General features: G+C 66.2%; 26 protein-coding genes. 8 read left to right on the top strand and 18 right to left on the bottom strand.

The window, feature by feature from the left end; translation table 11 throughout:
- Nucleotides 1–145: 145 nt before the first annotated feature.
- From IEW58_RS10715 to IEW58_RS10685, 7 genes are all read right to left on the bottom strand, one after another.
- Entirely contained in the window at nt 146–1,495 is a 1,350-nt protein-coding gene (locus IEW58_RS10715; RefSeq protein ID WP_188645108.1) for a methyl-accepting chemotaxis protein, read from the bottom strand.
- Nucleotides 1,492–2,901 carry a putative bifunctional diguanylate cyclase/phosphodiesterase gene (locus IEW58_RS10710; protein WP_229658548.1) on the bottom strand — a complete coding sequence of 470 codons (1,410 nt, stop codon included), beginning with the start codon at nt 2,899–2,901 and terminating at the stop codon, nt 1,492–1,494. Before IEW58_RS10710 ends, IEW58_RS10715 begins: the two co-directional genes overlap by 4 nt.
- A 187-nt stretch (nt 2,902–3,088) precedes the next feature.
- Complete coding sequence (locus IEW58_RS10705) at nt 3,089–3,934, bottom strand: CheR family methyltransferase (RefSeq protein WP_188645107.1); 846 nt, start codon at nt 3,932–3,934, stop codon at nt 3,089–3,091.
- The gene (gene cheB / locus IEW58_RS10700) at nt 3,931–5,046 is read right to left on the bottom strand and encodes a chemotaxis-specific protein-glutamate methyltransferase CheB (RefSeq protein WP_229658547.1); all 1,116 of its coding nucleotides are present in this window, start codon (nt 5,044–5,046) and stop codon (nt 3,931–3,933) included. Before cheB ends, IEW58_RS10705 begins: the two co-directional genes overlap by 4 nt.
- A 10-nt stretch (nt 5,047–5,056) precedes the next feature.
- Entirely contained in the window at nt 5,057–5,422 is a 366-nt protein-coding gene (locus IEW58_RS10695; protein WP_188645106.1) for a response regulator, read from the bottom strand.
- A 58-nt stretch (nt 5,423–5,480) separates the two neighbouring features.
- Nucleotides 5,481–5,918 (bottom strand): chemotaxis protein CheW, encoded by a 438-nt coding sequence (locus IEW58_RS10690; protein ID WP_188645105.1) that lies wholly within the window; start codon nt 5,916–5,918, stop codon nt 5,481–5,483.
- Nucleotides 5,915–8,272 (bottom strand): chemotaxis protein CheA, encoded by a 2,358-nt coding sequence (locus IEW58_RS10685; RefSeq protein WP_188645104.1) that lies wholly within the window; start codon nt 8,270–8,272, stop codon nt 5,915–5,917. Before IEW58_RS10685 ends, IEW58_RS10690 begins: the two co-directional genes overlap by 4 nt.
- Nucleotides 8,273–8,430: 158 nt before the next feature.
- Here IEW58_RS10685 and IEW58_RS10680 point away from each other — a divergent pair, with 158 nt between their 5' ends.
- Nucleotides 8,431–9,189 (top strand): class II aldolase/adducin family protein, encoded by a 759-nt coding sequence (locus tag IEW58_RS10680; RefSeq protein WP_188645103.1) that lies wholly within the window; start codon nt 8,431–8,433, stop codon nt 9,187–9,189.
- Between the two features lie 37 nt (nt 9,190–9,226).
- Nucleotides 9,227–9,772, top strand: coding sequence for a (2Fe-2S)-binding protein (locus tag IEW58_RS10675; RefSeq protein WP_188645102.1), 546 nt, complete (start codon nt 9,227–9,229; stop codon nt 9,770–9,772).
- On the opposite strand, the gene IEW58_RS10670 is transcribed toward IEW58_RS10675, so the two are convergent.
- Nucleotides 9,769–11,856: a TonB-dependent receptor gene (locus IEW58_RS10670; RefSeq protein WP_188645101.1), complete on the bottom strand. Its 2,088-nt coding sequence runs from the start codon at nt 11,854–11,856 to the stop codon at nt 9,769–9,771. The two genes, IEW58_RS10675 and IEW58_RS10670, sit on opposite strands and share 4 nt — an antisense overlap.
- Before the next feature lie 135 nt (nt 11,857–11,991).
- Here IEW58_RS10670 and arsC point away from each other — a divergent pair, with 135 nt between their 5' ends.
- Nucleotides 11,992–12,336, top strand: a complete 345-nt coding sequence (arsC, locus tag IEW58_RS10665; RefSeq protein WP_188645100.1) for an arsenate reductase (glutaredoxin) — start codon at nt 11,992–11,994, stop codon at nt 12,334–12,336.
- Here the strand turns inward: arsC and IEW58_RS10660 are convergent.
- On the bottom strand, nt 12,333–13,694 hold the full coding sequence (locus IEW58_RS10660; RefSeq protein WP_188645099.1) for an MFS transporter: 1,362 nt from the start codon (nt 13,692–13,694) through the stop codon (nt 12,333–12,335). The two genes, arsC and IEW58_RS10660, sit on opposite strands and share 4 nt — an antisense overlap.
- A gap of 130 nt (nt 13,695–13,824) precedes the next feature.
- On the opposite strand from IEW58_RS10660, the gene IEW58_RS10655 reads away from it, so the two are divergent.
- On the top strand, nt 13,825–14,433 hold the full coding sequence (locus IEW58_RS10655; RefSeq protein WP_188645775.1) for a class I SAM-dependent methyltransferase: 609 nt from the start codon (nt 13,825–13,827) through the stop codon (nt 14,431–14,433).
- Nucleotides 14,434–14,437: 4 nt separating this feature from the next.
- On the opposite strand, the gene IEW58_RS10650 is transcribed toward IEW58_RS10655, so the two are convergent.
- Complete coding sequence (locus IEW58_RS10650) at nt 14,438–15,265, bottom strand: DUF7847 domain-containing protein (protein ID WP_188645098.1); 828 nt, start codon at nt 15,263–15,265, stop codon at nt 14,438–14,440.
- 69 nt (nt 15,266–15,334) lie between these two features.
- On the opposite strand from IEW58_RS10650, the gene lipB reads away from it, so the two are divergent.
- Nucleotides 15,335–16,000: a lipoyl(octanoyl) transferase LipB gene (gene lipB / locus IEW58_RS10645; protein ID WP_188645097.1), complete on the top strand. Its 666-nt coding sequence runs from the start codon at nt 15,335–15,337 to the stop codon at nt 15,998–16,000.
- The gene (locus tag IEW58_RS10640; protein ID WP_188645096.1) at nt 16,000–16,323 is read left to right on the top strand and encodes a hypothetical protein; all 324 of its coding nucleotides are present in this window, start codon (nt 16,000–16,002) and stop codon (nt 16,321–16,323) included. The genes lipB and IEW58_RS10640 overlap by 1 nt, the downstream gene beginning before the upstream one ends.
- Nucleotides 16,324–16,326: 3 nt before the next feature.
- Here the strand turns inward: IEW58_RS10640 and IEW58_RS10635 are convergent, their stop codons facing one another.
- The gene (locus IEW58_RS10635; protein WP_188645095.1) at nt 16,327–17,439 is read right to left on the bottom strand and encodes an alkene reductase; all 1,113 of its coding nucleotides are present in this window, start codon (nt 17,437–17,439) and stop codon (nt 16,327–16,329) included.
- 54 nt (nt 17,440–17,493) lie between these two features.
- Between IEW58_RS10635 and IEW58_RS10630 the strand changes: the two genes are divergently transcribed.
- Nucleotides 17,494–18,387, top strand: coding sequence for a DMT family transporter (locus IEW58_RS10630; protein ID WP_188645094.1), 894 nt, complete (start codon nt 17,494–17,496; stop codon nt 18,385–18,387).
- Nucleotides 18,388–18,394: 7 nt separating this feature from the next.
- On the opposite strand, the gene IEW58_RS10625 is transcribed toward IEW58_RS10630, so the two are convergent.
- The 6 genes from IEW58_RS10625 to IEW58_RS10600 are packed head-to-tail and all read right to left on the bottom strand — an operon-like array spanning nt 18,395 to nt 24,528.
- A complete protein-coding gene (locus tag IEW58_RS10625) occupies nt 18,395–20,518 on the bottom strand; it encodes a prolyl oligopeptidase family serine peptidase (RefSeq protein ID WP_188645093.1) in 2,124 nt (707 codons plus the stop codon).
- A complete protein-coding gene (gene nadA, locus IEW58_RS10620) occupies nt 20,515–21,507 on the bottom strand; it encodes a quinolinate synthase NadA (RefSeq protein ID WP_188645092.1) in 993 nt (330 codons plus the stop codon). The genes IEW58_RS10625 and nadA overlap by 4 nt, the downstream gene beginning before the upstream one ends.
- Entirely contained in the window at nt 21,504–22,067 is a 564-nt protein-coding gene (locus tag IEW58_RS10615; protein WP_188645091.1) for a hypothetical protein, read from the bottom strand. Before IEW58_RS10615 ends, nadA begins: the two co-directional genes overlap by 4 nt.
- Nucleotides 22,068–22,112: 45 nt before the next feature.
- Nucleotides 22,113–22,916, bottom strand: a complete 804-nt coding sequence (locus tag IEW58_RS10610; protein ID WP_188645090.1) for a hypothetical protein — start codon at nt 22,914–22,916, stop codon at nt 22,113–22,115.
- Nucleotides 22,917–22,972: 56 nt separating this feature from the next.
- The gene (locus IEW58_RS10605; RefSeq protein WP_188645089.1) at nt 22,973–23,656 is read right to left on the bottom strand and encodes a DUF4230 domain-containing protein; all 684 of its coding nucleotides are present in this window, start codon (nt 23,654–23,656) and stop codon (nt 22,973–22,975) included.
- Nucleotides 23,653–24,528: an MBL fold metallo-hydrolase gene (locus IEW58_RS10600; RefSeq protein WP_188645088.1), complete on the bottom strand. Its 876-nt coding sequence runs from the start codon at nt 24,526–24,528 to the stop codon at nt 23,653–23,655. The genes IEW58_RS10605 and IEW58_RS10600 overlap by 4 nt, the downstream gene beginning before the upstream one ends.
- A 51-nt stretch (nt 24,529–24,579) precedes the next feature.
- Here IEW58_RS10600 and glpK point away from each other — a divergent pair, with 51 nt between their 5' ends.
- Nucleotides 24,580–26,040 carry a glycerol kinase GlpK gene (gene glpK / locus IEW58_RS10595; protein WP_188645087.1) on the top strand — a complete coding sequence of 487 codons (1,461 nt, stop codon included), beginning with the start codon at nt 24,580–24,582 and terminating at the stop codon, nt 26,038–26,040.
- Here the strand turns inward: glpK and IEW58_RS10590 are convergent.
- A complete protein-coding gene (locus IEW58_RS10590) occupies nt 26,037–26,492 on the bottom strand; it encodes a DUF1465 family protein (protein WP_188645086.1) in 456 nt (151 codons plus the stop codon). The genes glpK and IEW58_RS10590 overlap by 4 nt on opposite strands.
- Nucleotides 26,493–26,537: the final 45 nt, after the last annotated feature.

Genomic DNA, 26,537 nt, shown 5'->3' with positions numbered 1-26,537 from the left:
GAAAATGGTTCCCCCGAACGGACGTTTTATCTGGACGCCTTTGTCGGCTGCGCCATTCGTTCGGTCAACCCTTCGACGAGGGCAGTATTTCCGGGCTTAGTCTGCGCGACGGGTGGAGGCCGAAGGGGCGGCCTCTTGCCGCGCTTCAGCTCGCGCGCACATGCCGCAGGTAGCCATCGACCTTGCTGCGAAGGGTCGATGCCTGGCTTTTCAGCTCACTCGCCGAACTCAGGACCTGGGAGGCGGTTGCCCCGGTCGTAAGCGCTGTTTCGCGCACCTGGACCACATTGGCCGAGACGTCGCCGGTGCCGCGGGCGGCGGTATCGATGTTGCGTGCAAGTTCCTGGCCAGCCACCGATTGCTGGTCGACTGCAGAAGCAATCGATACCGCAGTTGCCTCCAGTTGCTGGATTTGCCCGGCGATCGATTTGAGCGCCCCGACGCTGTCGCCGGTGGAGTCCTGCATGGCGCGGATCTGGGCGGCAATTTCCTCGGTTGCCTTGCTGGTCTGCGCGGCGAGTTCTTTCACCTCGCTGGCAACGACCGCGAACCCGCGCCCAGCCTCGCCGCTGCGCGCGGCCTCGATCGAGGCGTTGAGCGCGAGGAGGTTGGTCCGGCGGGCGATGGAACCGATCAATTCGACTATTTCGCCGATCTGGTCTGCGGAATACGCCAGCGCCTGCACCGTGCCGTCGGCGCGTTCGGCCGCAGTAGTCGCCTCGCGCGCGAGAACCGCCGACTGGGCGGCCTGACGGCTGATTTCCCCAATCGACATGGCAAACTCGTCACTCGCCGCCGCCGCTGCTGAGACGCCGGACGACGCCTCGGTCATCGATCGGGAAACGAGATCGATCTGGGTCGAAGCCTGTTCGGCCGCACTGGCCATCGAACTTGCCGCTCCTTCAAGCTGGTCGGCCGCCGAAGCGACGGCATTGACTACGTCGCTCACCTCGCGGTCGAAGTCGGCGCTCAGCTGCAGCAGCATGCGCTTCTGAGCCTCACGAGCCTTCTTGCGATCGGCGAACATCTCGTCGAGCTTGTGGCCGGACTTCACGAACACTTCGAACGCACGAGCCATGTCCCCGATCTCATCCGGGCGCTGGAGATAGCGGAGGGTGAAGTTGCGATCTCCGGTGCTCAGGCGAACCATGTCGCCGGTCAGCTCACGCAGCGGACGCGCGGTGTCGATCAGACTGCGCCGCAACGCCATGCCCCCTAGTGACAGCGTGATTGCCCAGAGCGCCGCGATCAGCGAGGAAGCCGGTCCCGCGCCGGGCACGTCTCGCAGAACCAGAAGGCTCGCGGCAGCCGTGCCACTCAGCGCGAGCAGCGGGCCGCCGCCGAGAAGCACCAGCTTACGCGCGAGCGGAAGGCTGTTGTACCATCGCTTCAGGAAGTAACCCTGGGCTTCGGTGCGGACGGTTCCATCAGCGAGCGTGACGCTCGCGATCTCCTGGTGAATGGTGTCCGGTTCGATCGTGCTAATCGCGTTCATGCTGCCCTCGATGCTGCGCGGCTTGCGGGTTTACCCAGGTGTGTCGCCACCTCGGCGGCTGGCATCGCCTTGTAGTAGAGCCAGCCTTGAATCTGGTCGCACCCGGCAGCTCTAACGAGTTCGGCTTGCTCGTCGGTTTCGACCCCCTCGGCCGTGACGTCCATGTTCATCGCCCGTGCGACGGAGATGCTCGACATCATCATCGCCCGGCTGCCCTCGTCCGCCTGCGCCTGCGAGACGAGCGAACGATCGATCTTCAGCTTCTCGAACCGGAACTGCCTGAGGAAGCCGATCGAAGCGTATCCGGTACCGAAATCGTCGAGTGAGATGTTCACGCCGAAATCGCGAATGACATTGAGGCACCGCTCTGCCACGAGCGGGTCGATGACCAGCGAGGTCTCGGTAATCTCGAGCTCCAGACGTTCTGGCGGGAAGCCGGTTTCCTCGAGAATCTGGCCGAGCTGAATGGGAAACTCCGGATTGCGCAATTGCGCCGCGGAGATGTTGACCGACAAGGTAATCGACGGCCACGCAAGGGCATCGGTGCAGGCGCGTTCCAGCACCCATAAGCCTATCCCGTTGATGAGACCTGATTCCTCGGCGACCGGAATGAAAACGTTTGGGCCGATCTTCTTGCCGTCCGGACGTCTCCACCGGAGCAACGATTCCACGGCGACGATTTCGCCCGAGCGGGCATCCACCAGCGGCTGGTAGGCCACGTCAAATTCGCCGTTCGCCAGTGCCCCGCGCAAGTCCTCAGCGAGTTGCTGGGAGGCAGCGCGATTGCGGTCAAACTCGTCGCTGAACCAGGTGCAGCGCATCCTGCCACCGCGCTTTGAGGCGTACATCGCCACATCGGACCGGCGCAGAAGCTCCGACGACCCCAGGCCATCGTTCCCCGTTGAACGGGAGAGCCCTACGCTCGCCCCGAGCAGAATGCGGCGGTCTTCCACCGGCACCGGTGCTCCGAGCCGGTCGATCAGGGCGCGGCTGATACCTTCCAGGATGGTGCCTGCGACAGGACCCATCTTGAGCACCGCGAATTCGTCGCCGCCCAGTCGATAGCAGATCGCCTCGTCGCCGCAGATTTCCTGGAGTTCGTGCGCGCATTCAACCAGCACCTGGTCGCCCACGACGTGCCCGTAGTGGTCGTTGACCAGCTTGAACCCGTCGAGATCGATGAGCGCCACCGCGACTTCCTGGCCGGGACGCGCCAGCCGTGCGGCGTCTTCGTGGAGTGCCCGGCGGTTGGGAAGACCAGTCAGGCTGTCGGTCCTGCCAAGACCCTCGAGACGCATGACGCGGGTAAGGCCGAAGCGGCCGAGAGCCAGCACCGCGAGTGAATAGATCCCCACGCCGAGTCCGGCGATCCAGATAATGGCGCCGCGCGAAAGCTCTGCCTGCACCAGGAGGAGCCCGGCAAAAATGCCAAAGATGGCGGACAGAACAATCAGCGGTGCAAAGACAAGTGCACGCGTTCCGAACGCAAGTTTTGGACTTTTTGCTTTCACCCCGACCCCCCGGGCACTGTCGAAGACCCGTGCCTGATCAAAGCATAGGCCGGGATTGCCTAACGAACTGCTAAGCCGAAATTTACCCTTTGGCCGCCCGTAGCGCAGCTGTGAGTGGCTCCGCTCGGCGATAGAGCCCGCTGGTGTCGCACGCCGGGGCAAAGGAACTTGAGTGACCGCTGACCGTCTCGCCTGCACCAATCATCAGCCAGCCATCGGGGGCAGTCGCTTCGGCCAACCGCCCGAATGCCCGGTTGCGATTGGCCGGGGCGAAATAAAGCAGGACGTTGCGGCAGAGGACCAGATCGAACCGGCCGGGGGCCGGGGGCGCATCAAGCACGTTGCGCTGTTCGAAGCGGACCGGGCGCCGCAGCTCGGACCGGGGGCGCCAGCCGTCGGGCGTCTCGACGAACCAGCGCAGCATTTGCGAGACGCCGAGTCCGCGCTGAATTTCGAACTGGTTGTAGACACCGCTGCGCGCCGCGGCGACGGCACGGCCCGAGATGTCGGTGCCGAGAATCTCGATCCGCCAGCCCTTCCATCGCTCGGGCTGTTCGGCGAACAGCATTGCCAACGAAAGCGCCTCCTGCCCCGTCGAGCACCCGGCGGACCAGATCGACAGCCGGCGAACGTCGGCGCGCTTGGCAGCCAGATCCGGCAGGACCTGCGAGCCGAGCAGATCGAACATGATGCGGTCGCGGAAGAAATAGGTTTCGTTGTTGAGCAATGCCTCCACCACCTCGAGCGCGAGCCGCTCCTCGTTGGCGTCCGCAAGAAGGCACACGAGTTGATCGAGGTTGGATATGCCACGTTTGCGAAACAGCCCGGACAGCGCCGTGTCGATGCGCCAGCGGCGGTTCGCCGTAAGCTGCTGTCCGGTGCGCGCGAACAGGAGATCCGAGATGATCCGGTGGGAAATCTCGCTCATGCGCTGACCGCCCGGATCTGCGACGGGATTGCCGCCAGCCGAGCGGCAATCTGCTCGGGCGGCAGCACCGCAGTCGCAAGGCCGGCCTCGGCCACCGCGCGGGGCATGCCCCAGACCGCGGAACTCGCTGCGTCCTGCGCGAACAGGATACCGCCAGCCTGGACAAGGCGAGCGGCGCCGATCGCGCCGTCTCTGCCCATTCCCGAAAGGACGACACCCAACGCTCTTGCGCCAACGGCATCGGCCAGCGATTCGAAGAGCGGGTCGACCGAAGGAACGCAGCCACTGGGAACCGCGTGATGCGACACGCCGGTAACGAGCAGGGGCCCCTCTCGCCGAACGATCATATGGCCCTGTCCGGGGGCGACGTGGATGCGTCCGCGCTCGATCGGGGTTCCGGCGCCCGCCACTACCGCAGGTCGGCCAGCCGCGCCGGACAGTTGCCGGGCGAGCGTTTCCATGAAGCTTTCGGGAAGGTGTTGAACGACCAGGATTGGCAAGTCGAACGACTTGGGCAGGGCGCCGAGCAGCAGACACAGCGCGTGAATGCCGCCGGTGGATGCGCCGATCGCGAGGGCGAGCGGCTCCTCACGCGGACTGGATCGCGATGCCCGGGTCGCCGGAGACGGAGGACGGCGCAGCGGTTCCTCCGCGGCCCGTGGACGTCGTGCCAACGCGCGGATCTTGGCCACAAGGGCCTGGGCATAATCGGTCCCGAATTCGCCCGCGCGCGGCTTGAGGAGGGTGTCGGCAGCGCCCATTGAAAGAGCGGAGAGCGTGTGCTCCGCGCCCTCTGCGGTCAACGAGGAGACGACCAGCACTTGGCCTCCCTCGGCCATTTCGAGAATTTTCGGGAGAGCACCGATTCCTCCCATGCCGGGCATTTCGAGATCGAGCAGGATGACATCGACAGGGGTCTCGGCCAGCCGTGCGATTGCCATTTCGCCGGTGGTCGCCTTCGCCACGATTTCGCAATCCGGCTCAGCCTCGACGATGCGCGAAAGGACTGTGCGCGCGACGAGCGAATCATCGACGATCATCACCCGTATGGCGCGACGGCCAGCCGCCGGCCCTGCACGCTGCGGGCCGGGGTCAGGGGCTAGCCCGTTCATGACCCGCGCCTCAGGCGAACCCGACAAGCTGAAGCTTGATCTGCAGCGTCTCGTGGTCGAACGGCTTCATCACGTATTCGTCCGCGCCGGCGCTAATCGCTTCGCGGATATGCGCCACGTCGTTCTCCGTGGTGCAGAACACGACTTTAGGCCGGTCGCCGCCGGGCCGCTGGCGAAGATGGACGATGAATTCGATGCCGCTCATCACCGGCATGTTCCAGTCGAGCAGGATCACGTCGGGCATGCGCTCGATGCAGCGCTCCAGCCCCTCGCGGCCATTCTCGGCCTCGTCGACGGCAAAGCCGAGCGATTCGAGGATGTGCCGCGAAACTTTGCGGATCACCCGGGAATCATCGACGATGAGGCAGTCTTTCATGAAGGTGCGATCCTGGTCTTGTTTTGACCGGTGCTAGGCAGGAGCCGTAACCATTCGATTAAGCCGCGGCCGCGACGGGTCCGGCCAGGACCGTTTCAAGCTGGAGAAGCAGCGCCGGGCCACGCTCCGTTTCGATCAAGCCGTCGCTGGCGCGTTGCCAGCCGGGCCCAGCCTCGCCGGGAACCGGTACCGGATCGCCTAGTGCTTCCGCCACATCGTCTATCGCGTCGACAACCAGAGCATAGCGATGGCCCGCGTGGTCGACGACTACCGCCCGGGCGTCCGAGCCCAACGGCCCGCGGGGGCGAAGGCCCATGGCCGCACCCGCATCGACCACCGTGAGCGTGCTTGAGCGCAGAGCGGTCAAACCGAGCACGAAATCGGGTGCGCCCGGAACGGGACAAACCGCTTCCAGTTCGACGACGGACTGGACCTCGCTCGTGCGCAGGGCGGCGCGGCGGTCCGCAATCTCAAGAAGAAGAACAAGACCGCTCATGCCGCCCTCCCTCCGCGGAGTGCGGCGAGCGCTGCAAGGAGACCGGCTCGGTCGTAACGATAGAGCGCTCCGGGCAGGCGGGTCGCCTGTTCGGGGTCGGCACACAGGGTGATGACCAAGCCTGTGCCCATGTCAGGCACGGGGTCAGCCTGGGTGGCGATCGTGACGTCGGCCGGCCCCTCGAAAGTCTCGTCAACCACGCGGTATCCCGCGTTCTCGATCAGGGGAGCGAGGATCGTGCGCGCCCACTGGTCATCACGAGGCAGTCTGCAAAGTGGCGGATCGAGCGCGCGGGGCGGAGCGGCCAGACTGGCGAAGAGCCAGTGCGTATCGACGACCTCTGCAGGAAGGCCGCCGATCAGCGCGGTCCCTTCGGACACGCCGCCCCGCCGCGCGGGCGCAATATCTGGCGGGAGCTCTACCGTGTCGACTATGCGGGCGATGGCAAACGCGATCTCGCTCGCGCCGTCGCCCAGTCTCAGCATGCTCACCTGGTCGGCCGGTATCGCATCGCCGCTTTCAATGCCGGCGAGGGGCAGCAGCATGTCGCCGATCACGACACGCGGTGGATCGCAGGCAAGGTCGATACCGCTCGCGGCGACTCGTTCGATCCGGCGGATCGCACCGAGGCGCACCGCCCGGCGGGCGCCGTCCAGCCCAACGAAGAGGAGTGCCGGCGTGCCGCGATGCGTCTTCGTCTCGAGGCCATCCTCGGCCACCCGTACGCGTTTGCTGCCGCCGGCGAGGTTGGCCTTGCGGGCAATTCCCGCAACATCGAGCATGAGCACGGGGTGTCCATCGTCGAGCAATGTGCTGCCCGCGTAAAGACCCGTGGCCATCACCGCCGGAGCCAGCGGCTTGATCACCAGTTCCTCGTGATCGAAAATGCGGTCGACGGCGAGAGCGAACAGGTCGCCACCGGCAAGCCGGGCAAGAACCAGTGTGCTGTCTTCGGGCGGCAGCGGATTGGAGAACCCGAGTTGCGCGGCGAGCGAAAGGCAGGCGACGCGCTTGCCCCGTACCGTGACCAGTACCGCATCGCCAGCGCGGGCAAACTCAATGTGCCCCGCGCGCCCATGGACGATCTCCTCGACATAGGAGCGCGGCATGGCGAACAGTTGGTCGCCAGCTCCCACGGTGAGCGATGGGATGATGCTGAGGGTCAATGGGAGGCTGAGGACGATGCGGGTGCCCTCGGCCGGCAAGCTGGAAACCTCGATGGTTCCGCCCACGCGCTCGATATTCGCGCGGACCACGTCCATCCCGACCCCCCGGCCCGAAACCGAGGTCACTTCGGCGGCCGTGGAGATGCCGGGCTCGAAGATGAGGGACTGCCGCCCGGCTTCGTCGAGCGCGTCGGCCTCGGCCCGGCTCAGGGCGCCCGCAGCTATGGCCTTTTCGACCAGCCGTGCACTGTCGATGCCGCGGCCATCGTCGGCGATTGCCAGCATGATCCGGTTGCCGCTCTGCCGAGCTGAGATGTGCAGTGTTCCGATCTCCCGCTTACCCGCGGCAAGTCGCTGGGAGGGCGTTTCGACACCGTGGTCGATGGCGTTGCGGATGATGTGCGTAAGTGGATCGCGGATCATCTCGACCATTTCGCGATCGAGTTCCACGTCGCCGCCCTCGAGATCGATCATCACTTGCTTGCCGAGCTCGGCCGAAAGGTCGCGCACCAGCCGGGGCAATGCTCCGAACAGGTGCTCGATGCGCTGCATGCGCATGCGCGTCACGGCCTCGCGCACCTGGTCGAGGATGGTCGAAAGGCGTTCGAAGGGCCCCTGCACAGCCGGGTCGACCCCCGCATCGCGCATGCGGCGCGAGAGATCGTTACGGGCAAGGACGAGATCGGACACGCTGCTCATCACGCTGTCGAGCAAACCTATGGGCAAGCGAATCGAACGCTGACTCCCTGTTCCGGGAGCGGCGGCACGCGCGCCATGCGCATCCGGGGTGTCGCCGTTTATCGCTTCGGCCGTATCGTCGCTATCTGGTTCCAGAGCGGCTATCAGAACCTCATCTCCGCGTGCCGGTATTTCCTCTCCAGCCTCGATCGCGTCGATCATCATGCCAATACGGTCCACGATCGCGAGCACCGCGGTGACAAGGCGCGGACTGGCCGATCGGCGACCCGCGCGTACTTCCGCCAGCGCATCCTCGGCCGCGTGGCTCAAGGCCTCGAGCCGCGGGAAGTCGAAGAAGCCGCAGTTGCCTTTCACCGTATGGACGAACCGAAAGATCGCATCGAGCCGCGCCCTGTCCGCGGGATCGGCTTCCCACGCGACCAGTTCGCTGCCGACCGCACCGAGCATCTCGCGCGTTTCGGCCAGGAATTCGGCCAGAAGATCGTCCATCAATGCCCCCGGTTAAGTTGACGAGAGCTATGGGCGCGCGATGGTTAACTCCCCGTAAGCGCGGGCGCCGCCCGACCTTGCCAGGTTCCCGCTGTTGGCACTTGAAGAGCCGGTGTGCGATAAGTAGCCACAAGAGACCGATGCAGAAGGAGAGTACGATGGCCACCCAGCTCAAGCCGCGGATCGAATGCAGTGATGCCGAATGGGAAGCCCGTCTGGATCTGGCTGCGTGCTACCGCATCTTCGACCACCTCGGCTGGTCGGAATCGATCTACAATCACATCAGCGTCAAGGTGCCGGGCGAAGACGGCGCCTTCCTCATCAATCCGTTCGGGCTGATGTACGACGAGGTGACCGCATCGAACCTCGTCAAGATCGACATCGATGGCAATGTGCTGGCCGGCAACTACCCGGTGAACAAGGCGGGCTTCACGCAACACGCCTATTTCCACCGCCACATCGAGAGCGCACACGCGATCTGCCACACCCACACGACCGAAGGGATGGCGGTGTCGAGCCACAAGGGCGGCCTGCTTCCCATCAGCTTCTACGCCTGCAACTTCCAGGGCCAGATCGGCTATCACGATTTCGAAGGCGTGACTGTGCGCGAGGAGGAGGGCGAGCGCCTGCTGGCGAACCTTTCCGGCAAACGCATCCTGATGCTGCGCAACCACGGGCCGGTCGTGCTTGGGCGAACGATAGCGGAGATGTTCGTTACCGCTTGGTCGCTCCAGCGGGCGTGCGAGATCCAGATCGCGACGCTTTCTCAAGGCGAGCCGATCACCGTACCGCAGGAAGTTATCGACGTGCACCAGCGCGATCTGGGCCAGGTTGCGCTGCCGGGCGGTCCGGGCAAGGCCGATTTCGAAGCGTGGAAGCGCAAGATCGACCGCATCGACCGTTCGTGGCGCGACTGAGCGCCTGGCGGGCGGGTTCGACTAAAGGGGGCTGCTGGTGACCGCGCTCACCGTCAACGGACGGCCGGTTCGCTTCGACGTCGATCCGCAGACCCCGTTGCTGTGGGCGCTGCGCGATGCGGCCAACCTCACCGGCACGAAATACGGCTGCGGGGTGGGCGATTGCCATGCCTGCACCGTGATCGTCGATGGCGAGGCGCTGCGGAGCTGCCTCGTCACGGTAGCCGAGAGTGAGGGGCGCCACGTCGTCACCATCGAAGGTTTGAGCCGCGACCGCAGCCATCCGGTGCAGCAGGCGCTGGTCGCCGAACAAGCGATTCAGTGCGGCTTCTGCACTCCCGGCATCGCCATGGCTGCGGCCGCGCTACTGGCGCGCAACCCCGATCCGGGCGTGGACGAGATCAAGGCAGCGCTGCCCAACCTGTGCCGCTGCGGAGTCTACCCGCGGCTCGTGCGCGCGGTCCAGCTAGCCGCGCGCGTGGCCCGGCGCGAGGAGACGATCAGTGCCGCGCCCGCGCCGGGTATCAGCGCGGAGGACGCCGCACGCGAGGTCCCCGCGATGAACCCGGGGAACAAGCCCTAAAGCTTCAGCCGCACCCCGAAGCGGACGCTGAGCGGCTCGCCCGGCGCGATGTTGTTGTCGCCGTGCGCGCTCGAAAAATAGTCCGCGTCGAACAGGTTCTCGACGTTCACCTGCAGCGCGAGTCGGGGGCCAACGTCCCAGAACGCCGCCGCATCGAACCGCACCCAGTCGGGCAGGGTGACGGCGTTGCTGATCGAGGCGAACTGCTTGCCCTGATAGATCGCGCCGAGCCCGACGCCGAAGGTGGACGTCACGTCGTAGCGGGTCCACGCGCTCGCCTGGTGGCGGGGGAGTTGCTGCAGCCGGCGGCCCGCCGGTGCCGCGCTGGTATCGGAGCGGATTTCACCATCGAGATAAGTGTAGCCTGCCGTGACCTGCCAGTTGCGCGCCAGACGCCCGGCGATGCTCGCCTCGAAGCCGGAGACGCGCGCCTCCCCGGTGAGGACCACGAGACCCGGATTGGCCGGATCGGCCGCGCGGGTGTTGGTGCGATCGAGTTGGAAGACCGAGGCCGTGGCGAACAGGTTTCGATGGATCGCCCACTTGGCGCCGAGTTCCAGGTTGCGGAACTTCTCCGGCTCGAGGTTGGCGGTATTGGCGTCAAGCGTGGTGAACTGATCGCCCGACTGGGGCAGGAAGCTCGTTGCGTAGCTGGCATAGAGGGACAGCGTCTGCATCGGCTTCACGACCACGCCGAGGCGCGGGCTCCACTTGCGATCTGTCCGTGAAAGGGCCTGTCCGTTCAGCAGATTGACGGTATCTAGGGTGAACTCGTCATAACGCACCCCGGCGATGAGCTGCAGGTGCTGCCCGATTGCCACCTGGTCCTGCAGGTAGCCCGAAACGAACGTGAGATCGGAAGAGGTGCGGCGCGAGATTTCGGCGTCGGTCACGGCGGGCAGCGCCAGCCGCCGCGCCAGCGGCACGGTTACGGTGCGCAGGCCTCCGCCGAAACCAACCTCGCCCCGGTCCGCGATGGTTTCCTGGTCGCCCGCTTCGAAGCCCGCGAGCACGGTGTGGCCCACCGGCCCGGTCTGCGCCGTCCACACCAGGTTGCCCTGGCCGATCCAGTTGCGCCGGTCGGTCCGGCTGCTGTAGCCGCCGAGTGTCACGGTGGTGCCGTCGGTGCTGCTGGGTGTCACGTTGGCGTAGAACTTGTCGTAGTCCGCGAACTGGCCCGTAAGATTGGCGCTGAGGCTGTCAGTGAATTCATGATCAAGGCGCAGCCGCGCAATGTGTGCCACGTTGGTTGAGCGGTTGAAATCCGGGTCGCCGAAAAAGGTCCTGTCGAAGCCGGTCAATGGCGCGCCACTGAGCGATGGTACGCCCCGGTCCGTGGTCCGCTCATCATCGTCGTAGGTATAGAACGCGGATACGCGGGTGCGTTCGCTCAGTTCTGCGGTCACGGTGGGTGAGATGCCGATGAACCGCCCGCTCATGAAGTCGCGGCTGTTGTCGATGTCCTCATAGATCGCGTTGATCCGCGCGCCGACGCCGTTGGTCAGCGGCTGGTTCGCGTCGAGAGCAATGGAGAAGGCGCCGAAGCTGTCGATCCCGCCATCGAGAGTCAGTGCGGGGTGCAGCGGGTCCGCCACCTTGCTGACGCGGTTGATGACCCCGCCGCCGCCACCGCGCCCGAAGATGAGCGCGTTCGCGCCCTTGAGCACCTCCACTCGGTCGACGTTGTAGAGCGGGCGGTAGTACTGCGCATCGTCGCGCAGGCCATCGAGGTAGAAATCGGCCGTACTGGACTGGCCGCGGATGTAGATAGCATCGCGGTGACCCTCGCCGGTGCTTAACGACACTCCCGGCACATAGCGCAGCGCATCGGCAAGCTGCGTGATCGCCTGGTCGTCGATCTGGTCCTCCGTAATGGTGGAGACCGTCTGCGGCACGTCGATAAGCGGGGTGGGCGTCTTCGTTCCGCTCGACCCGTCATCGGTGGCATAACCATCGCGTTGGCCCACCACGAGGATGCCCTCGGCAAGATAGTCGCCCGGGCCTGCATCATCCGCCAGCAGCGGGGCGCTGGTCGCGAATGTGGTGGCGACCAGCAGTGTGCGGCGGAAGTCGGACAGGTTCATGAAGGCCCTTTTGCGAATCATTATCGTCATGGTGGGCGAGCATCTATTGCGATTAATTCTCAATTACAACTTTCGATCGCGCGCATTGGCGTAACCGACTACGCTCGATAAGGCGGCACCGAGGAGATGCATGAGATGAAGGCAACGATCTGGCACAATCCCGAGTGCGGGAAATCACGTGCGACGCTGGCGCTGCTCGAAGCGCGGTCCGAAATCGAGTTGTCGGTGGTCGAGTATTTGAAGAACCCGCCGGCGCGCGAGAAGCTGGCGCAGCTCTACCGTGATGCCGGCATGGCTCCGCGCGAAGGGGTGCGCACTTTCAAGACCGACGCCGAAGAGCGCGGGCTGACGCAGGCCGACGATGATACGGTGCTCGACGCCATGATCGCCGAGCCCCGGCTGATCGAGCGCCCGCTGGTCGAGACGCAAAAGGGCGTGCGGCTCTGCCGTCCGCCGGAAAAGGTCGAGGAAATCCTTTAGCTCTGGCGAGGACCCTCGAGCACTTCGTCGCGGGCGAGCGATTGCCAGCCCAGTATGAACACCGCGGCACACAGCGCGCAGATGGTCGCGAAGCCGATCCAGGCGTGATGACCATAGAGCCACACCCCGATCGGCGCTGCGACCACGTAGGCGGCTCCGTTGACCGAAGCGACGATGCCGCCGATCTGCCCCTGCTCGGCCCGCGATACCGCGAGTGAGGCGCCGGCAGTAAAGCCCGGACGATAAAGGCCGAAACCGAGCGATGCGATCGCCATGCCCAGTGCGATCGCCTGGAGTTCGTTCGAAACTGCGAACACCAGGACGCCGACGATCGACAGCGCCATGCCCCACAGGGTCGAACTGCGCGGCCCGAGCTTCAGGCGCGGAATAAGGCCCCACTGGGCCAACAGGGTGGCGATCGCGCCGCACATCAGCACCAGGCCGATGGGGCCGGTACCTTCGTTCGGGGTATCGCGGAGGCCAAGCCGGTCGAGGATGAAGAACCCCACGATCCCGAGGAAGGCGGCCTGCGCGTGCCCACCGATCAGGCCGGCAAGCAGCCATGGCCGCAGCCGCTCGTCGCGCCATGACAGGTTTGGAATGTCCTCTCCGCCGACCGCATTTTCGCTTTCCTCGCGCGCCTCGTCGTCCTCGACACGCGGGTTGGAATTTGCGCCATAGGGTGCGCCGACCACTTCGCTACGGGTCGGAAACATCGGGTCGTCGTTGGGGAGTGAAATGCGCAGGGCGATGAGAACGGCCAGGGCCAGTAGCGCGAACGCGAAAAACGGGCCGGGCAGTCCCGTCGCCGGAAATACCATGAGCGGCGCGACAGCGGGGCCGATCACCGTCCCGAGACCGAAGCTCGAGGCGATCAAAGCCATTGCCTGTGTGCGCTCCGAGCGCGGGGTGCGGCTGGCGACATAGGCTTGCACGGCAGGCGGGGCCGCCGATCCGAAGCCGCCGTAAAGGCTGCGCGCGGCGGCAAATAGCAGCAGCGTCGCCAGCGCCGAAATGGCTCCCCTGAGGCCGAACCAAAGGATTGCACCACATAGTGCGAAGCTGGCGATGAAGCCGATCAGGCCCAGCGCCATCATCGCCTTGCGGCCCCGCCTGTCCGACCGCCGCGCCCACAGCGGCGCGCAGATCACCCATAAAAGGGCCGACCAGGTGTAGGCCAGGCTGATCCAGACGTCGGCGACGCCAAGCTCGGTGCCGATCGAAGGCATGACCGACTGCATGGCCGTGTTTCCGGCCGCGGTGACCAGCATGACCATGAACAGCAGGACCAGCCGCTCGCGCGAAATCGGCCTGGCCGATGCTTCACCGATCGTGGGCGGGGGGTCGGTCTCGGCCATGCAGGTGGGCTAGCCGCCTCCGCAAGCGCTTGCAATGCGCTCGCGAAACTGCCAGTGCCGCGCCTCCAAAATGGGCTCCTTTGCGGGAGCTGCAGACAGGGCGCGCGAAGCTTTGACGAACCCCAACGAAATGGCGATCGGCCGTCCTGAACGGTTTGGACAGCGGGTCGCCCGGTTTTTCGGCCAGTGGGGGGTATTCTTCCGCGGCTTCCTCGAACACCCCAAAATGGTCGGTTCGATCATCCCGTCCTCGCGCTTCACGATCGAGAAGATGCTTGCGCCGGTGAAGTGGGACGAATGCCAGGTGTTCGTCGAATATGGGCCTGGAGTGGGCACGTTCTGCCGCCCGGTGCTTGAACGGATGCGCCGCGACGGGGTACTGATCGTCATCGACACCAACCCGCTGTACATCGATTATCTTCGCAGGACGATTTCCGACGGGCGGTTCAAGCCGGTGCTGGGCAGCGCGGCCGATGTCGAGGAAATCGTGCGCGCGCACGGCTACGATCATGCCGACTACGTGCTGTCGGGCCTGCCGTTCTCCACCCTGCCCGATGGCGTGGGCCCGGAGATCGCCGCGGCCACCCATCGCGTTCTGCGGCCGGGCGGCGCGTTCCTGGTCTACCAGTTCTCGGCTGCCGCGCGCGATTTCATGGCGAAGCACTTCCGCCGCATCGACAGCGGTTTCGAAGCACTGAACGTGCTCCCCTGCCGCCTGTTCTGGGGCTGGAAGGACTGATCCTTCAGTTGAGGGTCTCGCGCACCATCTGGGGTGAAGAGCCGGAAAGCTGACGATAGATCGCGGCGAGCACGGCCAGGAAGATCACGTAGAACACGGCGTTGACAAGGCTCGAGGCCACCGCCTGGCCGAGCAGCGTCGTCTGCGGTCCGCCCAGCGCGAACACGATGCCCACGATCATGCTGAACACACCGCCGACGATCGCGACGGCGATGAATAGCAGGAACACGAACAGGAAGATGCGCAGCGAATTGCCCTTGGTCAGCTGCCATGAGCGGCCGAGCGCGGAGATAGGGTTGGCCTGCCGTTCAATCGCGATGACCACCGGCGTCAGGATGACCTTGACGAAAAGGTAGAGGAACAGGACGGCCGCGACGAGGGCGAGCAGCAGGCCCGCCGCCACCGAGACGCCCGCTCCCACTGCGATCGGTAGCAGGACCAGAATTCCGAAGACGACGCTGATCAGCAACTGCGCGCCCAAGTAAGGCAGCACCAGCCGGGCCCCGGTCTTGAGGGCTTCGCCCACCGTGGGACGGCTGCGGTCGGTCAGAAGCGTGAGAAGGCCCAGCATGCCGATGCCCTGGATCACCGCGATCAGGAGAACAGCCCACCAGATTTCGCCGTAAAAGCCCATCATCGCCTGCCCCACCACGTCGGGATCGGGACTGGCTGCCTGCGACGCTTCGAGAGCCTCCATCTGGTTCGCGAACACGAGCATAAACGCGAGATAGGGGAGGAAGAAGAAAACGCCCGCGACGATTGTCACCACCTGGCGGTTCGCGGCGACCAGGCGCATCGCCTCGCTCCAGGCGGCGCTCATGTCGAATTTCATCTGGTCGTTTCCCTTCCGCCTCGCGTGAAGTGCTTGATAACCGGCGCGCGGCACCCCACGCAATCGGCAATGTCCGACTTCCTGCCCGCCGAGATCGAATTGCGCATCGCCGACGCGCCTGTTCCCTACCGCGACGCGCTCGAGGAGATGGAGGCGCGCAACCGGGCGATAGCAGCGGGCGAAGCGCGCGAGCTGGTCTGGCTGCTCGAGCATCCGCCGGTCTACACTGCCGGCACCAGCGCCGCGACAAACGAGCTGCTTGATCGGCGCTTCGAGGTGGTCGAGGCCGGGCGGGGCGGGCGCTACACCTACCATGGCCCCGGCCAGCGGATCGGCTACCTGCTGCTCGACCTGAACCGGCGCGGCCGCGATGTGCGCGCCTTCGTCCACGCGCTCGAAGGCTGGGTGATCGACACTCTTGCCGACGTGGGTCTCGAGAGCTGGCGCGCGCCGGGCCGGATCGGCATATGGACCCGCGATATCGATGGCTCGGAAGCCAAGATCGGCGCGATCGGGGTGCGGGTGCGGCGCTGGGTGACGATGCACGGTTTCTCGGTGAACCTGGCGCCCGACCTGTCGCATTTCGGCGGCATCGTCCCGTGCGGGATCGCCGAATTCGGGGTCACGAGCCTGGCCAGGCTCGGTATCGACCTTGCGCCGGAGGCCTTCGATGCGGCATTGCTCGCCCGCGCCGGCGATTTCCTCGCGGGCCTCAAGCCATGCGAGTTCCGTTGATGCGTTCTGCCGCCCTCACCACCGTCCTCCTTCTGTTCGCCCTGTCTGGCTGCGATGGGGAAAAAAAGGACGCCGCGGGGGAGCGCAAGAGCGCCGCCGGGCAGGTCCTGGGCGGTTCGATCAGCGACGACATGCTGCCGCTGGCGACCGTGCAATCGCAGAACCCTCCGGCGAGCGGAGATGCGAGCAGGGACGAAAAGGGTGCTTCCAGCGGAACTCCCGTCCGCGACAGGAAGGACGAGGCCAGACCCGCGTCGTCCCGGGCGGCTGCGGGGGCAGCGGCGGAACCGGGCGCCGCCGTCCCCGCGGAGGCCACCGAGTAGTCTCTACTCCGCCGCCTGTGCCGACTCCTGCTCCATGGTCGGATAGTCGATGTAGCCCGCGGGACCGGGCAGGTACCAGCTAGCAGGGACGTTGACATTGGGAGCCCATTCCGCGCCCACGCGAATGCGCTCGGCGAGGTCGGGGTTGGAGATGTAAGGCCGGCCAAAGGCGATGGCCTCGCACCTGCCGCTGGCGACGTCGGCCTCGGCGCTTGCCGCGGTATAGTCGCTATTGAGCACGAGCGGACCCTTGTAGATCGAACGGATCACCCCGTCCTGCTTGGGCACTTCGGTCTGCCCGAAAGTGCCGTCCGGCCCCGGCTGGCGCAGTTCGACGAAACCGAGCCCGAGGTCCTGGCAGACCTGCGCGGCGGCGCCGAATGTCGCGGCCGGGTTGCTGTCGTCGCACCCTTGCGTTTCGCCGTTCGGGGACAGGCGCACGCTAACGCGGTCCGCGCCCCACACCTCGATCAGCGCGGTGAGCACTTCGCGCAGGAAGCGCGTGCGGTTCTCCGGACTGCCGCCATACTCGTCGGTCCGCAGATTGGTCGAATCGCGCAGGAATTGATCGACGAGGTAGCCGTTGGCGCCGTGGAGCTGCACGCCATCGAAGCCGGCCGCCTTGGCGTTCTCGCCCGCCTTACGGTAATCTGCGACCACGCGCGCAATCTCCTCCTTCGGCAGCTCGCGCGCGGGTTGGTAGTCCTGCCGACCTTTCGCAGTGTGCGCATGGCCGGGCGCGCATGTCGCGCTGGCGGATACCGGAGGGTTGCCGCCGAGGAAGTCGGGGTGCACGAGGCGACCCATGTGCCACAGCTGCAGCACGATCTTGCCGCCCGCCTCGTGGACGGCATCGGTGATCGGCTTCCAGCCCTCGACCTGTTCATCGCTCCAGATGCCCGGCGCGGCCGGCCAGCCCAGCCCTTCGACGCTGATCCCGGTCGCTTCGCTGATGATGAGGCCCGCGCCCGCGCGCTGCCGATAGTATTCCACCATCATCTCGTTGGGCACCGAGCCGGGCTGGGTCGAACGGCCGCGGGTGAGCGGGGCCATGAGGATGCGGTTCTTTGCGCGGATGGCACCCAGATCTATGGGCGTGAACAAGACGTCGTGCATCGGCAGCAAGTCCTTTTCGCTGGTTTCGTTTCGCAACCGAGCTAGGGGGCGGCGATGACCGGCGCAACCGACTCCGTTGCGGAGAAAAACTTGGCCCCCCGCCTGCCGCATTACGCGGCGCTGATGGGCGGCAATGCCGCGCTCGCGCTCGGCCCGTGGCTGGTGCGCCTGGCCGATACCGGTCCGGTCTCGGCAGGCTTCTGGCGCATGCTGCTGCCTCTGCCACTATTTGTGCTGCTGGCGCTGCGCGAGCGCGCAGCCAATGCCGCGACCCGCAGGACCGTGCTTCTTCTGCTGGCGGCCGGAGCGTTCTTCGCCGCCGATCTTGCGAGCTGGCACATCGGCATCGAGCGCACACGGCTCGGCAACTCGACGCTGTTCGGCAATTCCGGCAGCATCGTCCTGATGGTGTGGGGGCTTATCGCGCTACGCCGCGCGCCGAGCAGGCGCGAGGTGCTCGCGCTGGCGGCGGCGTTCGGCGGCGCGGCGATCCTCATGGGGCGCAGCCTCGAGATTTCGACCGCTACGCTGGTGGGCGACCTTTTCTGCCTGCTCGCCGGGATTTTCTACGTCTTTTACCTCCTGCCGGCGCAATCTGCGCGGGTCTCGATGGGTCAGTGGAGCGTGCTCACGCTGGTTTGCGCCTCGGCCGCGCCGATGCTGCTCGCGATCGCGCTGGCGCTCGGGGAGCCGGTCCTGCCGGGCACGGCGGCGGGCTGGGTTCCCGTGGTGGGCCTGGCGGTATCGAGCCAGGTAATTGGACAGGGTCTGCTCGTGTACTCGCTCAAGCATTTCCCCCCGCTCATCATCGGCATGGCGCTGCTGACCCAGCCCGCGATCGCCGCGGCGGTGGGGTGGATGGCATTTGGCGAGACGCTCGGCCTGCCGGACATCGCGGGCATGGCGCTGGTGAGCGTCGCACTGGTGCTGGCCAAGTCCAAAGGCTGACCTGTCCTTACGGTGCCGAGCGGTCCCCTTCGATCAGCACGCGCTTGAGGTAGGCGTGGAGCAAGGCGGCGCGCACTGCATCTTCCGCATGGTCCGCGCCGACGGAATGCCCGCCCTCCAGATACTCGTGGAAATAGACCGGATTGCCGTAGTCGATCAGCTTGGCCGCCATCTTGCGCGCGTGGCCGGGGTGGACGCGGTCGTCCTCGGTCGAGGAGTAGAAGAACACCGGCGGGTATTTCACACCCGGTTTCACCGCCTGGTAGGGCGAGTATTTCGAGATGAATGTCCAGTCGCCCGGCACGTCGGGGTTGCCATACTCCTCCATCCACGAAGCGCCTGCCAGCAGGTGGCTGTAGCGCTTCATGTCGAGCAGCGGGGAGCCGATGATCGCCGCGCCGAACAGGTCGGGCCGCTGGGTGATCGCGGCGCCTGCCAGAAGCCCGCCGTTGGAACGGCCCGAAACGGCGATCTTCCCCTTGGTGGTGAGGCCGCGCGCGACGAGATCCTCCGCGACTGCATAAAGATCGTCGAACGCGTTCTGGTGCTTTTCGCGCAAGGTTGCCTCGTGCCACGCCGGCCCGTACTCGCCGCCGCCGCGAATGTTGGCGAGGACATAGACCTGCCCGTCCTCGACCCACCACTTGGCGAGCGGGCCCGCGCGGTAAGGCTCGGTGGTGAGGTAAGTCGGCAGCTGCGGATTGCGGAAGCCGCCGTAGGCATGGATGAGAGCGGCGGCGGGCGCGCTCGCACCCTTCCTGCGCGCCATGAAGTAGGGGATTTTCGTCCCGTCCCTGGACGTCGCGAAGTGCTGCTCGACATCGATCGTGAGCGCATCGAACCGGGCGGGAAGCGATTGTAGCTCCCGCGCCTGGCCATCGAGCGCGACGGCATAGAGCGTCGGCGGAACGACGAAGCCCTGCACGGTGACGAAGGCGGTGTCGTGCGCGTCGTCGGCCGAGACCATCGACACCGTGGCGTTCGCGGGAAGAGCGGTCGATTGCTGGCGCCACCCGTTGCCGTCCCGCGTCAGCGCGACGAGCTTGCCCGACACGTCGTCAAGCAGCGAGATCCAGATCGCGTGGTCGGTCGTGGCGACGCCCTGCACGGCCTGCTTTCCGCTCGGCTGGAAGACGAGGCGCGGCGCGGGCGAGCTGCCGGCGATCACGCCGCTCATCGGCCAGGACACGACAGCGCCGGCCGGGAACGCATCGAGGGGCTTGTTGAGGAAAGCGACCAGCTCGCCGCCGATGATGCCCTGGATGTCGGCGGTGTCGGGCACCGGGGTGGCGACCAGCGATCCGTCCGGTCGCATCAGCCACGTATCGCTCGCGTAGAAGCTCGTGCCGCGGCGCACGAAGACATGGCGGGTATCACCGTCCATGATCGCGAAGCTGCCAACCGAAATGTCGGTCGCGATGCCTTCCTTGACCGTCTCCGCGCTGGCAAGCGGAGTGCCGCGCTTCCAGCGCTTGACCACGCGGGGATAGCCCGACGTTGTCATTGCACCTTCGCCCCAGTCGGTGCCGACGAGAAGCGTGTCCGCGTCGAGCCAGGTGACGTCGCTCTTGGCTTCGGGAACCATGAAGCCGCCGGGGACGAACGCCTTGGTCCGCCGGTCCCATTCGCGCACCACGTCCGCGTCGCTGCCGCCGGGGCTGAGCGAGACGAGGCAGCGGTTGTAATCGGGCGCGAGACAGTCCGCGCCGTGCCAGACCCAGCTCTTGCCTTCCGCCTTGCCCAGCGCATCGACGTCGATCAGCGTCTGCCATTCGGGCTTGCCAGCGAGGAACGAGGCGAGACTCGCCTGTCGCCACAACCCGCGAGGATGCTGCGCGTCGCGCCACAGGTTGGTCACCTGGTCTCCGAACACCTGGCCGGGCTCGGCGATCTGGCTTTCATCGTCGAGGATCGCGCGTGCCTCCGCGCGGTCGCGTTCATAAGCGGGATCGGCGGTGAGTGCGGCTTGGGTCCTCCCGTTCCACTGCTTGACCTGCGTCAGCGCGCGGTCGCCGTGTATGTCCTCGAGCCACAAGTACGGATCGACCGCCTCGCTCACCGCCGCGGGCGGAGGAGTGGTGGTGCAGGCGGTGAGGAGAACGAGAGCAGCGGCGGGGAAAAGGCGCTTCACGGGCGCGCCCCCAGGTCGCCCTTGCCGATCGTTCCGCTCGCCATCTCCAGCATCCGGTCGAGGCTCTTCTTGGCGGCGAGGCGCAGCCCTTCCTCGATCTCGATACGGGGTTCGAGGTCGCGCAGCGCGGCGTAGAGCTTCTCCATCGTGTTGAGCGCCATGTACGGGCAGATGTTGCAGCTGCAGTTTCCGTCCGCGCCGGGGGCGCCGATGAAGGTCTTCTCCGGCAGCGCGAGTTCCATCTGGTGGATGATGTGCGGCTCGGTCGCGACGATCAGCGTGTCGCCGGGGAAAGTCTTGGCAAACTGGAGGATGCCGCTGGTCGAGCCGACGTAATCGGCGTGATCGACGATCGTCGGAGGGCACTCGGGATGCGCGGCAACCGGGGCATCGGGGTGCTGAGCCTTCAGCTTCATGAGCTCGGTTTCGCTGAACGCCTCGTGCACGATGCACACGCCCGGCCACAGCAGCATCTCGCGCCCGAACTTGCGGCTGAGATAGCCGCCAAGGTGCCGGTCGGGCCCGAAGATGATCTTCTGCTCGGGCGGGATCTGGCTGATGATCGTCTCCGCCGATGAGCTGGTGACGATCACGTCTGACAGTGCTTTCACCTCGATCGAGGAGTTGATGTAGGTGAGCGCGATGTGATCGGGATGCGCCCCGCGGAACGCCCGGAATTTCTCGGGAGGGCAGGAATCTTCCAGGCTGCACCCGGCGTCCATGTCGGGCAGGACGACGATCTTCTGCGGGGAGAGAATCTTGGCGGTATCGGCCATGAACTTGACCCCGCAGAACGCGATCACGTCGGCGTCGGTCTCCGCCGCCTTGCGCGAGAGTTCGAGGCTGTCGCCCACGAAGTCGGCGATGTCCTGGATTTCCGGCTTCTGGTAATAATGCGCCAGGATCACCGCGTTGCGCTCCGTGCGCAGGCGGTCGATCTCGGCGAGCAGGTCGGCGCCGGCGAGCGGGATGCGGGGCTGGTCGGTCATCGGAATCCTTCGCGCTCGGGCGCGAGAATACGTGCGCCCGGAGCCGAGATAGGGCGGTGGGAGCGGCGGGGCAATGGCGCCGCGTGGACCGCCGGATTGCCCGCGAAACTCTGTGACCTTCGGGCGGGTCCGTCGGCTGCCGCGCATGACCGGTCGAGATCGGCGAGGTGCCCCAGAAGCGCGGAATTGTCGGCTTTTTGCGCGATGCCGGTGCATTTGCCGCGAAAGACGCGTGGCTGGATCAGGGTGCCCATCGCGCGCAAGGCCCGCTCCTCGGGTGAGACCTTCCGATTTGCCGAGGCGCGACCGAGAACCTGGTCCCAGGCACGCGCGAAGCTTTCGGCGCCGCGCTTCGTTCGCAGGCGATAGGCCGTCTCGCGGGCCATTCCCACTGTCCTTGCGGCCGCGGAGACCGAGCGTGTCACCGCCAGCGCGGCGAGGAAGCGCGCCTGTCGTTCGGGAGTCCACCCGTCGTGCCGGACGCGCTGGGGGACAGGCACGAAAGCGGGCACGCGCGGATGGCGGGCTCTAGGGCGAGTGGTGCGGGGATAAGTCTTCATCCCCGAGGGTAAGGCAGAAAACGTGCATGTAGGAAAGATCGCCGCTCAACTCGGCCGGCGCGGCCTCTGTGCACCATCAGGCGGTGGCGGCGCGAAAGCCATGCCTGGCACCGATGCGCCCGGCGAACCTGCCGTCACGGCACGATACAGCGAGTCGCCAAACTTCGTTGGTGCGAGCAGCCCAGGCAGCGCGATCAGCACCGCGAGCCCGGCCAGGCAGAACCACCATGCCGGGTGAACCTTGCCCGAGCGCCTCAGGTCGCGCGCCATCCCGATGAGCGGGAAGATCACCGACGCGCCGGCCGCGGCCTGAAACGCGTACGGGATGAGGAGCGGCATCGGCAGCAGGCGGCCGAAGCCGGGCCCCATGATCATCGTCATCCCGCCGATGTGCAGACGCGCGTGCCAGTCGGTCCGGTGGCGCATCCGCACTGCCGCCAGCGTGAAGCCGACGAACAGCAGAATCGACAGCGGATTGGCGATGAGGAAATGCTGCGGCTGGAAGAAGAACGGCGCGGTACCCTCGCGCAAGCCGGCGACGATCACCATCAGACCGGCAGCGATCATCAGGCCCATCCATGCAACCGCGATCCAGCCGAGCTTGCGGTGAAGTGCGAGCGGTCCGTGCGTCGCGAGCCAGCTTTGCAGGACGAAGATGGTGGTCCATCCCATGAACGCGATCGCGTGGAAGTGCACCCGGAGCGGGGATGCGAAAGTCGATCGGCCCATGAGGAGATTGGTCAGGAAGCCTGCGACGATCACCAGCGCCATGAATATGGCGAGGCCCGCGAAGAAGCGCTCCTGCCGGGCAGGCTCATCGTGGTCGAACGGTGCAGCTAGCGTGGCCATCGGAAGTTTCCCCCTTCCGCGACCCAGCGGCGATTTACGCCATCAGCGCCGCCGGTTCAATCGGCGGGTGGGCGCTCGCCTTCGAAACGCACCGATACTTTCGCGTTCTCGTATCCAGCGACCTGCAGCGGGATGGCGAGGTTCTGGCGCACCGCCTCCTTCGCGGCGTTTTTGGCAAGGCCCAGTACTTGCGGGTTTTTCGCGAACACCGCGGCCTTGCGCTCGGCCTGCAGCGAGTTGTTGCGCGAGAGGCTGCGCTGGGCGTTGGCGGTTACCCAGTTGCCCTCGGTAAACACCCGCGCCTGCGCTTCGTCGAGGTTGGGGCGCGATATGCGCAAGGGAGGCAGCACGACGTTCAGCGTCTGGCTGCGGTCGTCCCACGCGAAAGCGTCGCGGTCCATGTTGCCGAGATCGAGGCGGTAGGTGACCGTTGCCGGGATGATCGTCGCCTGCCGGCTCTTGAGAATGTCGATCCCGAGCACGCCTTGCGCGTTCTCGCTTTCGGCGACGATCTCGAACCGGCTTGAGAAGACGTTCAGCGAGTTCTGCTTCTCGAACGCCAGCATGGCGCTGCCGACGGGATCACCCTCCTCGTTATAGAAGAACGCGCGCCAGCCGAGCCAGGCGACCGCGGCCAGCAGCACGATCACGATCATCCACGGCACCGCCTGGATGCGGGCAAGGGGCCGCTCGTCGACGACGGGCTGGCGCACGTCGAGCGCCTCCCGCTCGGTATTCATTGTCCGGTCCATATGTCTTCCGAACGGGTCACCATGCCGCGCCGTTCCAGATCGACGAGGTGAGCGGTCACGCTCATCTCGGCGGCACCGGACAGACGGGGGTCGAGGCCCTTGTACATCCGGGGCACGAAATCGGCCGCGCTCGCCGGCCCGTACTCGGCCAACAGACGGATTATCTGGTTCTCCCGCTGCCGGCGGTGGCCGATCATGCCGCGAACGAGCTGGCGCGGGTTGTCGATCTGCGCCCCGTGGGCGGGGTAATAGACCCGGTCGGCGCGGCCATAGAGCCTGTCGAGGCTGGCCATGTAGGCGCTCATGTCGCCATCGGGCGGGACGATGACGCTGGTGGACCAGCCCATCACGTGGTCGCCGGTGAACAGCGCACCGCTTTCCTCCAGCGCGAAGCATAGATGGTTCGAGGTGTGCCCAGGCGTGTGCACCGCGGTGAGCGTCCAGCCCGGGCCGGTCATTCCTTCCCCGTCGAGCAGCACCCGGTCGGGCGAATAGCCACGGTCGAACGAGGCGTCGGCGCGCGGGCCGCTATCATCGAGCACCAGCGGCGCGCAGCCCACGATCGGCGCTCCCGTCCGCTCTGCCAGCGGAGCGGCGGCGGGCGAATGGTCGCGGTGTGTGTGCGTGCACATGATCGCCGCGATCTGCGCGTCGCCGATCGCGCGCGCCAGTGCATCGAGGTGCGAAGGATCGTCCGGTCCCGGATCGATCACCGCGACCCGGTCCTCGCTGCCCACGATGTAAGTCTGCGTGCCGGTGTAGGTGTAGGGCGATGGGTTTGGCGCGAGCACGCGGCGCACCAGCGGCTCGAGCTGTTCGGTAAGGCCGGTCGGCCAGGGCTTGGGAGGAGGGCCTGCCATGATCTTGCATATGGAGCGGGGCGCTGCGCATGTCACGCTCGGGAGATACGCATGTCCGATCACGTCCTTGTTCTCGATTCCGGTACGACTTCGACCAGGGCGATCGCCTTCGACCTGAAGGGCAGGGTAGCCGCGGTGGCGCAGCGTCCACTGACCCAACATTACCCGCGTCCCGGATGGGTAGAGCACGACGCACAGGAAATCTGGCGCCTCACGCTGGCGTGCGCCCAGCAGGTCGCCGGCGAAATCGGGACTTCCGGCATTGCCGCGCTCGGCATCGCCAATCAGCGCGAGACAGTGGTCGCGTGGGACCGCCAGAGCGGCGAGCCGCTGGCCCGCGCGATCGTCTGGCAGGACCGGCGAACGGCCGATTTCTGCAATCTGCTCAAGGACGAAGGTCACGAGGAGGCGGTGCAGCAAAAGACCGGTCTGCTGCTCGATCCTTATTTCTCGGCCAGCAAGATGCGCTGGCTGCTGGATAACGAAGGCCAGGTCCGCTCGGCGGCCGAGGCCGGAAGGCTGGCGCTGGGGACGGTCGAAAGCTGGCTGGTGTGGAAGTTGTCTGAAGGAGAGCACCTTACCGACGCCTCCAACGCCAGCCGCACGCAGTTGCTCGCTCTGCCCGGTGCCCAGTTCGACGAGGGCCTGTGCGAGCTGTTCGGAGTGCCGCGCGGGGCCCTCCCCCGGGTGGTGGACACTCACGGTTTGCTTGCGGCGACCCGCGCTCTCGGCGGCACGACGCCCATAACGGGGCTGGCCGGTGACCAACAGGCGGCGACCATCGGACAGGGCTGCTTCGCGCATGGAGAGACCAAAGCGACCTACGGGACGGGCGCGTTCGTGCTGACCAACATGGGACGGACGGTTCCCAGGTCCGCGCACCGCCTGCTCGGCACGATACTCATGCAAAATGGTGGACAGCGCACTTACGCGCTCGAAGGGTCTGTGTTCGTGGCCGGCAGCCTCGTGCAGTGGCTGCGGGATTCTCTTGGAGTTATTTCGAGCGCGGCCGAAACCGAAGCCCTCGCCCGCTCGGTCGCGGACAGTGGCGGGGTCACGATCGTCCCCGCGCTCTCCGGGCTCGGCGCGCCCCATTGGCGGGCGGATGCCCGCGCCACGATAAGCGGACTCAGCTTTGCCAGCGGACGGGCGCAGATCGCTCGCGCCGCTCTTGAGGCCATGGCGCATCAGACGCAGGATCTTGCCCTCGCATTCGCTGCCGACGGGGCGCCGTGGCAGCGTCTGCGGATCGACGGAGGCATGAGCGCGAACGACTGGATGGCGCAGGACCTCGCGGATGTTCTCGACCTGACGGTCGAGCGGCCCGATATGGTCGAGACCACCGCGCTGGGAGCGGCGATCCTGGCGGCGGTAGGTGCCGGGGTCTTCGCGAGCCTCGACGAGGCGCTGGCAGCAATGCGCGGGCCGCTGCGCACTTTCACGCCAAATATGGATGATGCCGCCAGGAGCGAGCGGTTGGCGCGTTGGCAGCGCGCGCTGGAAGCGGTCTAGAAGGAGCCCAGCGCGCGGTTCAGGCGCTCTTGCAGGCGCTGCACCCCGACGGGCTGGACTGTAAAGCCTTCGCGCCAGGCTGCATCGAGCCGGGCGACGCGGCCGTGCAGTGCCTCCGTCTCACCGATGAGCACGCGGGTTTCAGGCTCCAGCAGTTCCATTTGCTCCGGATCAGACGGGCGATCGGGCGGCAACACGCCGTGCCGGCGAAGTTGGAATTCGGAAAGCTCGCCCGCGAAGAAGGCGCGCTGGTTCAGCAACCATGCGAGCAGGTGCATCATGCGCGTGGTCGTTCGCAACCCTTCGACCGACAATGCGATGCGAACCAGATCCTCATGTCCGCAACGCGGCGGGGCAAGATCGAAGGCGGCGCGAACTTCGTCGGCGAGAACCAGGGCCTCGCAATACAGAGCCTCGATGATGGGCTTGTTCAGGTTGCTCGTGATGACCATCGTTCTGCTGCGCTACCCCCGCAGAGTCCGCGCCGCCAGAATTCG

It is taken from the genome of Tsuneonella deserti, assembly GCF_014644315.1.
In the GTDB taxonomy this organism is placed as follows: Bacteria; Pseudomonadota; Alphaproteobacteria; order Sphingomonadales; family Sphingomonadaceae; genus Tsuneonella; species Tsuneonella deserti.
This window is presented reverse-complemented; position numbering and strand designations above follow the sequence as displayed.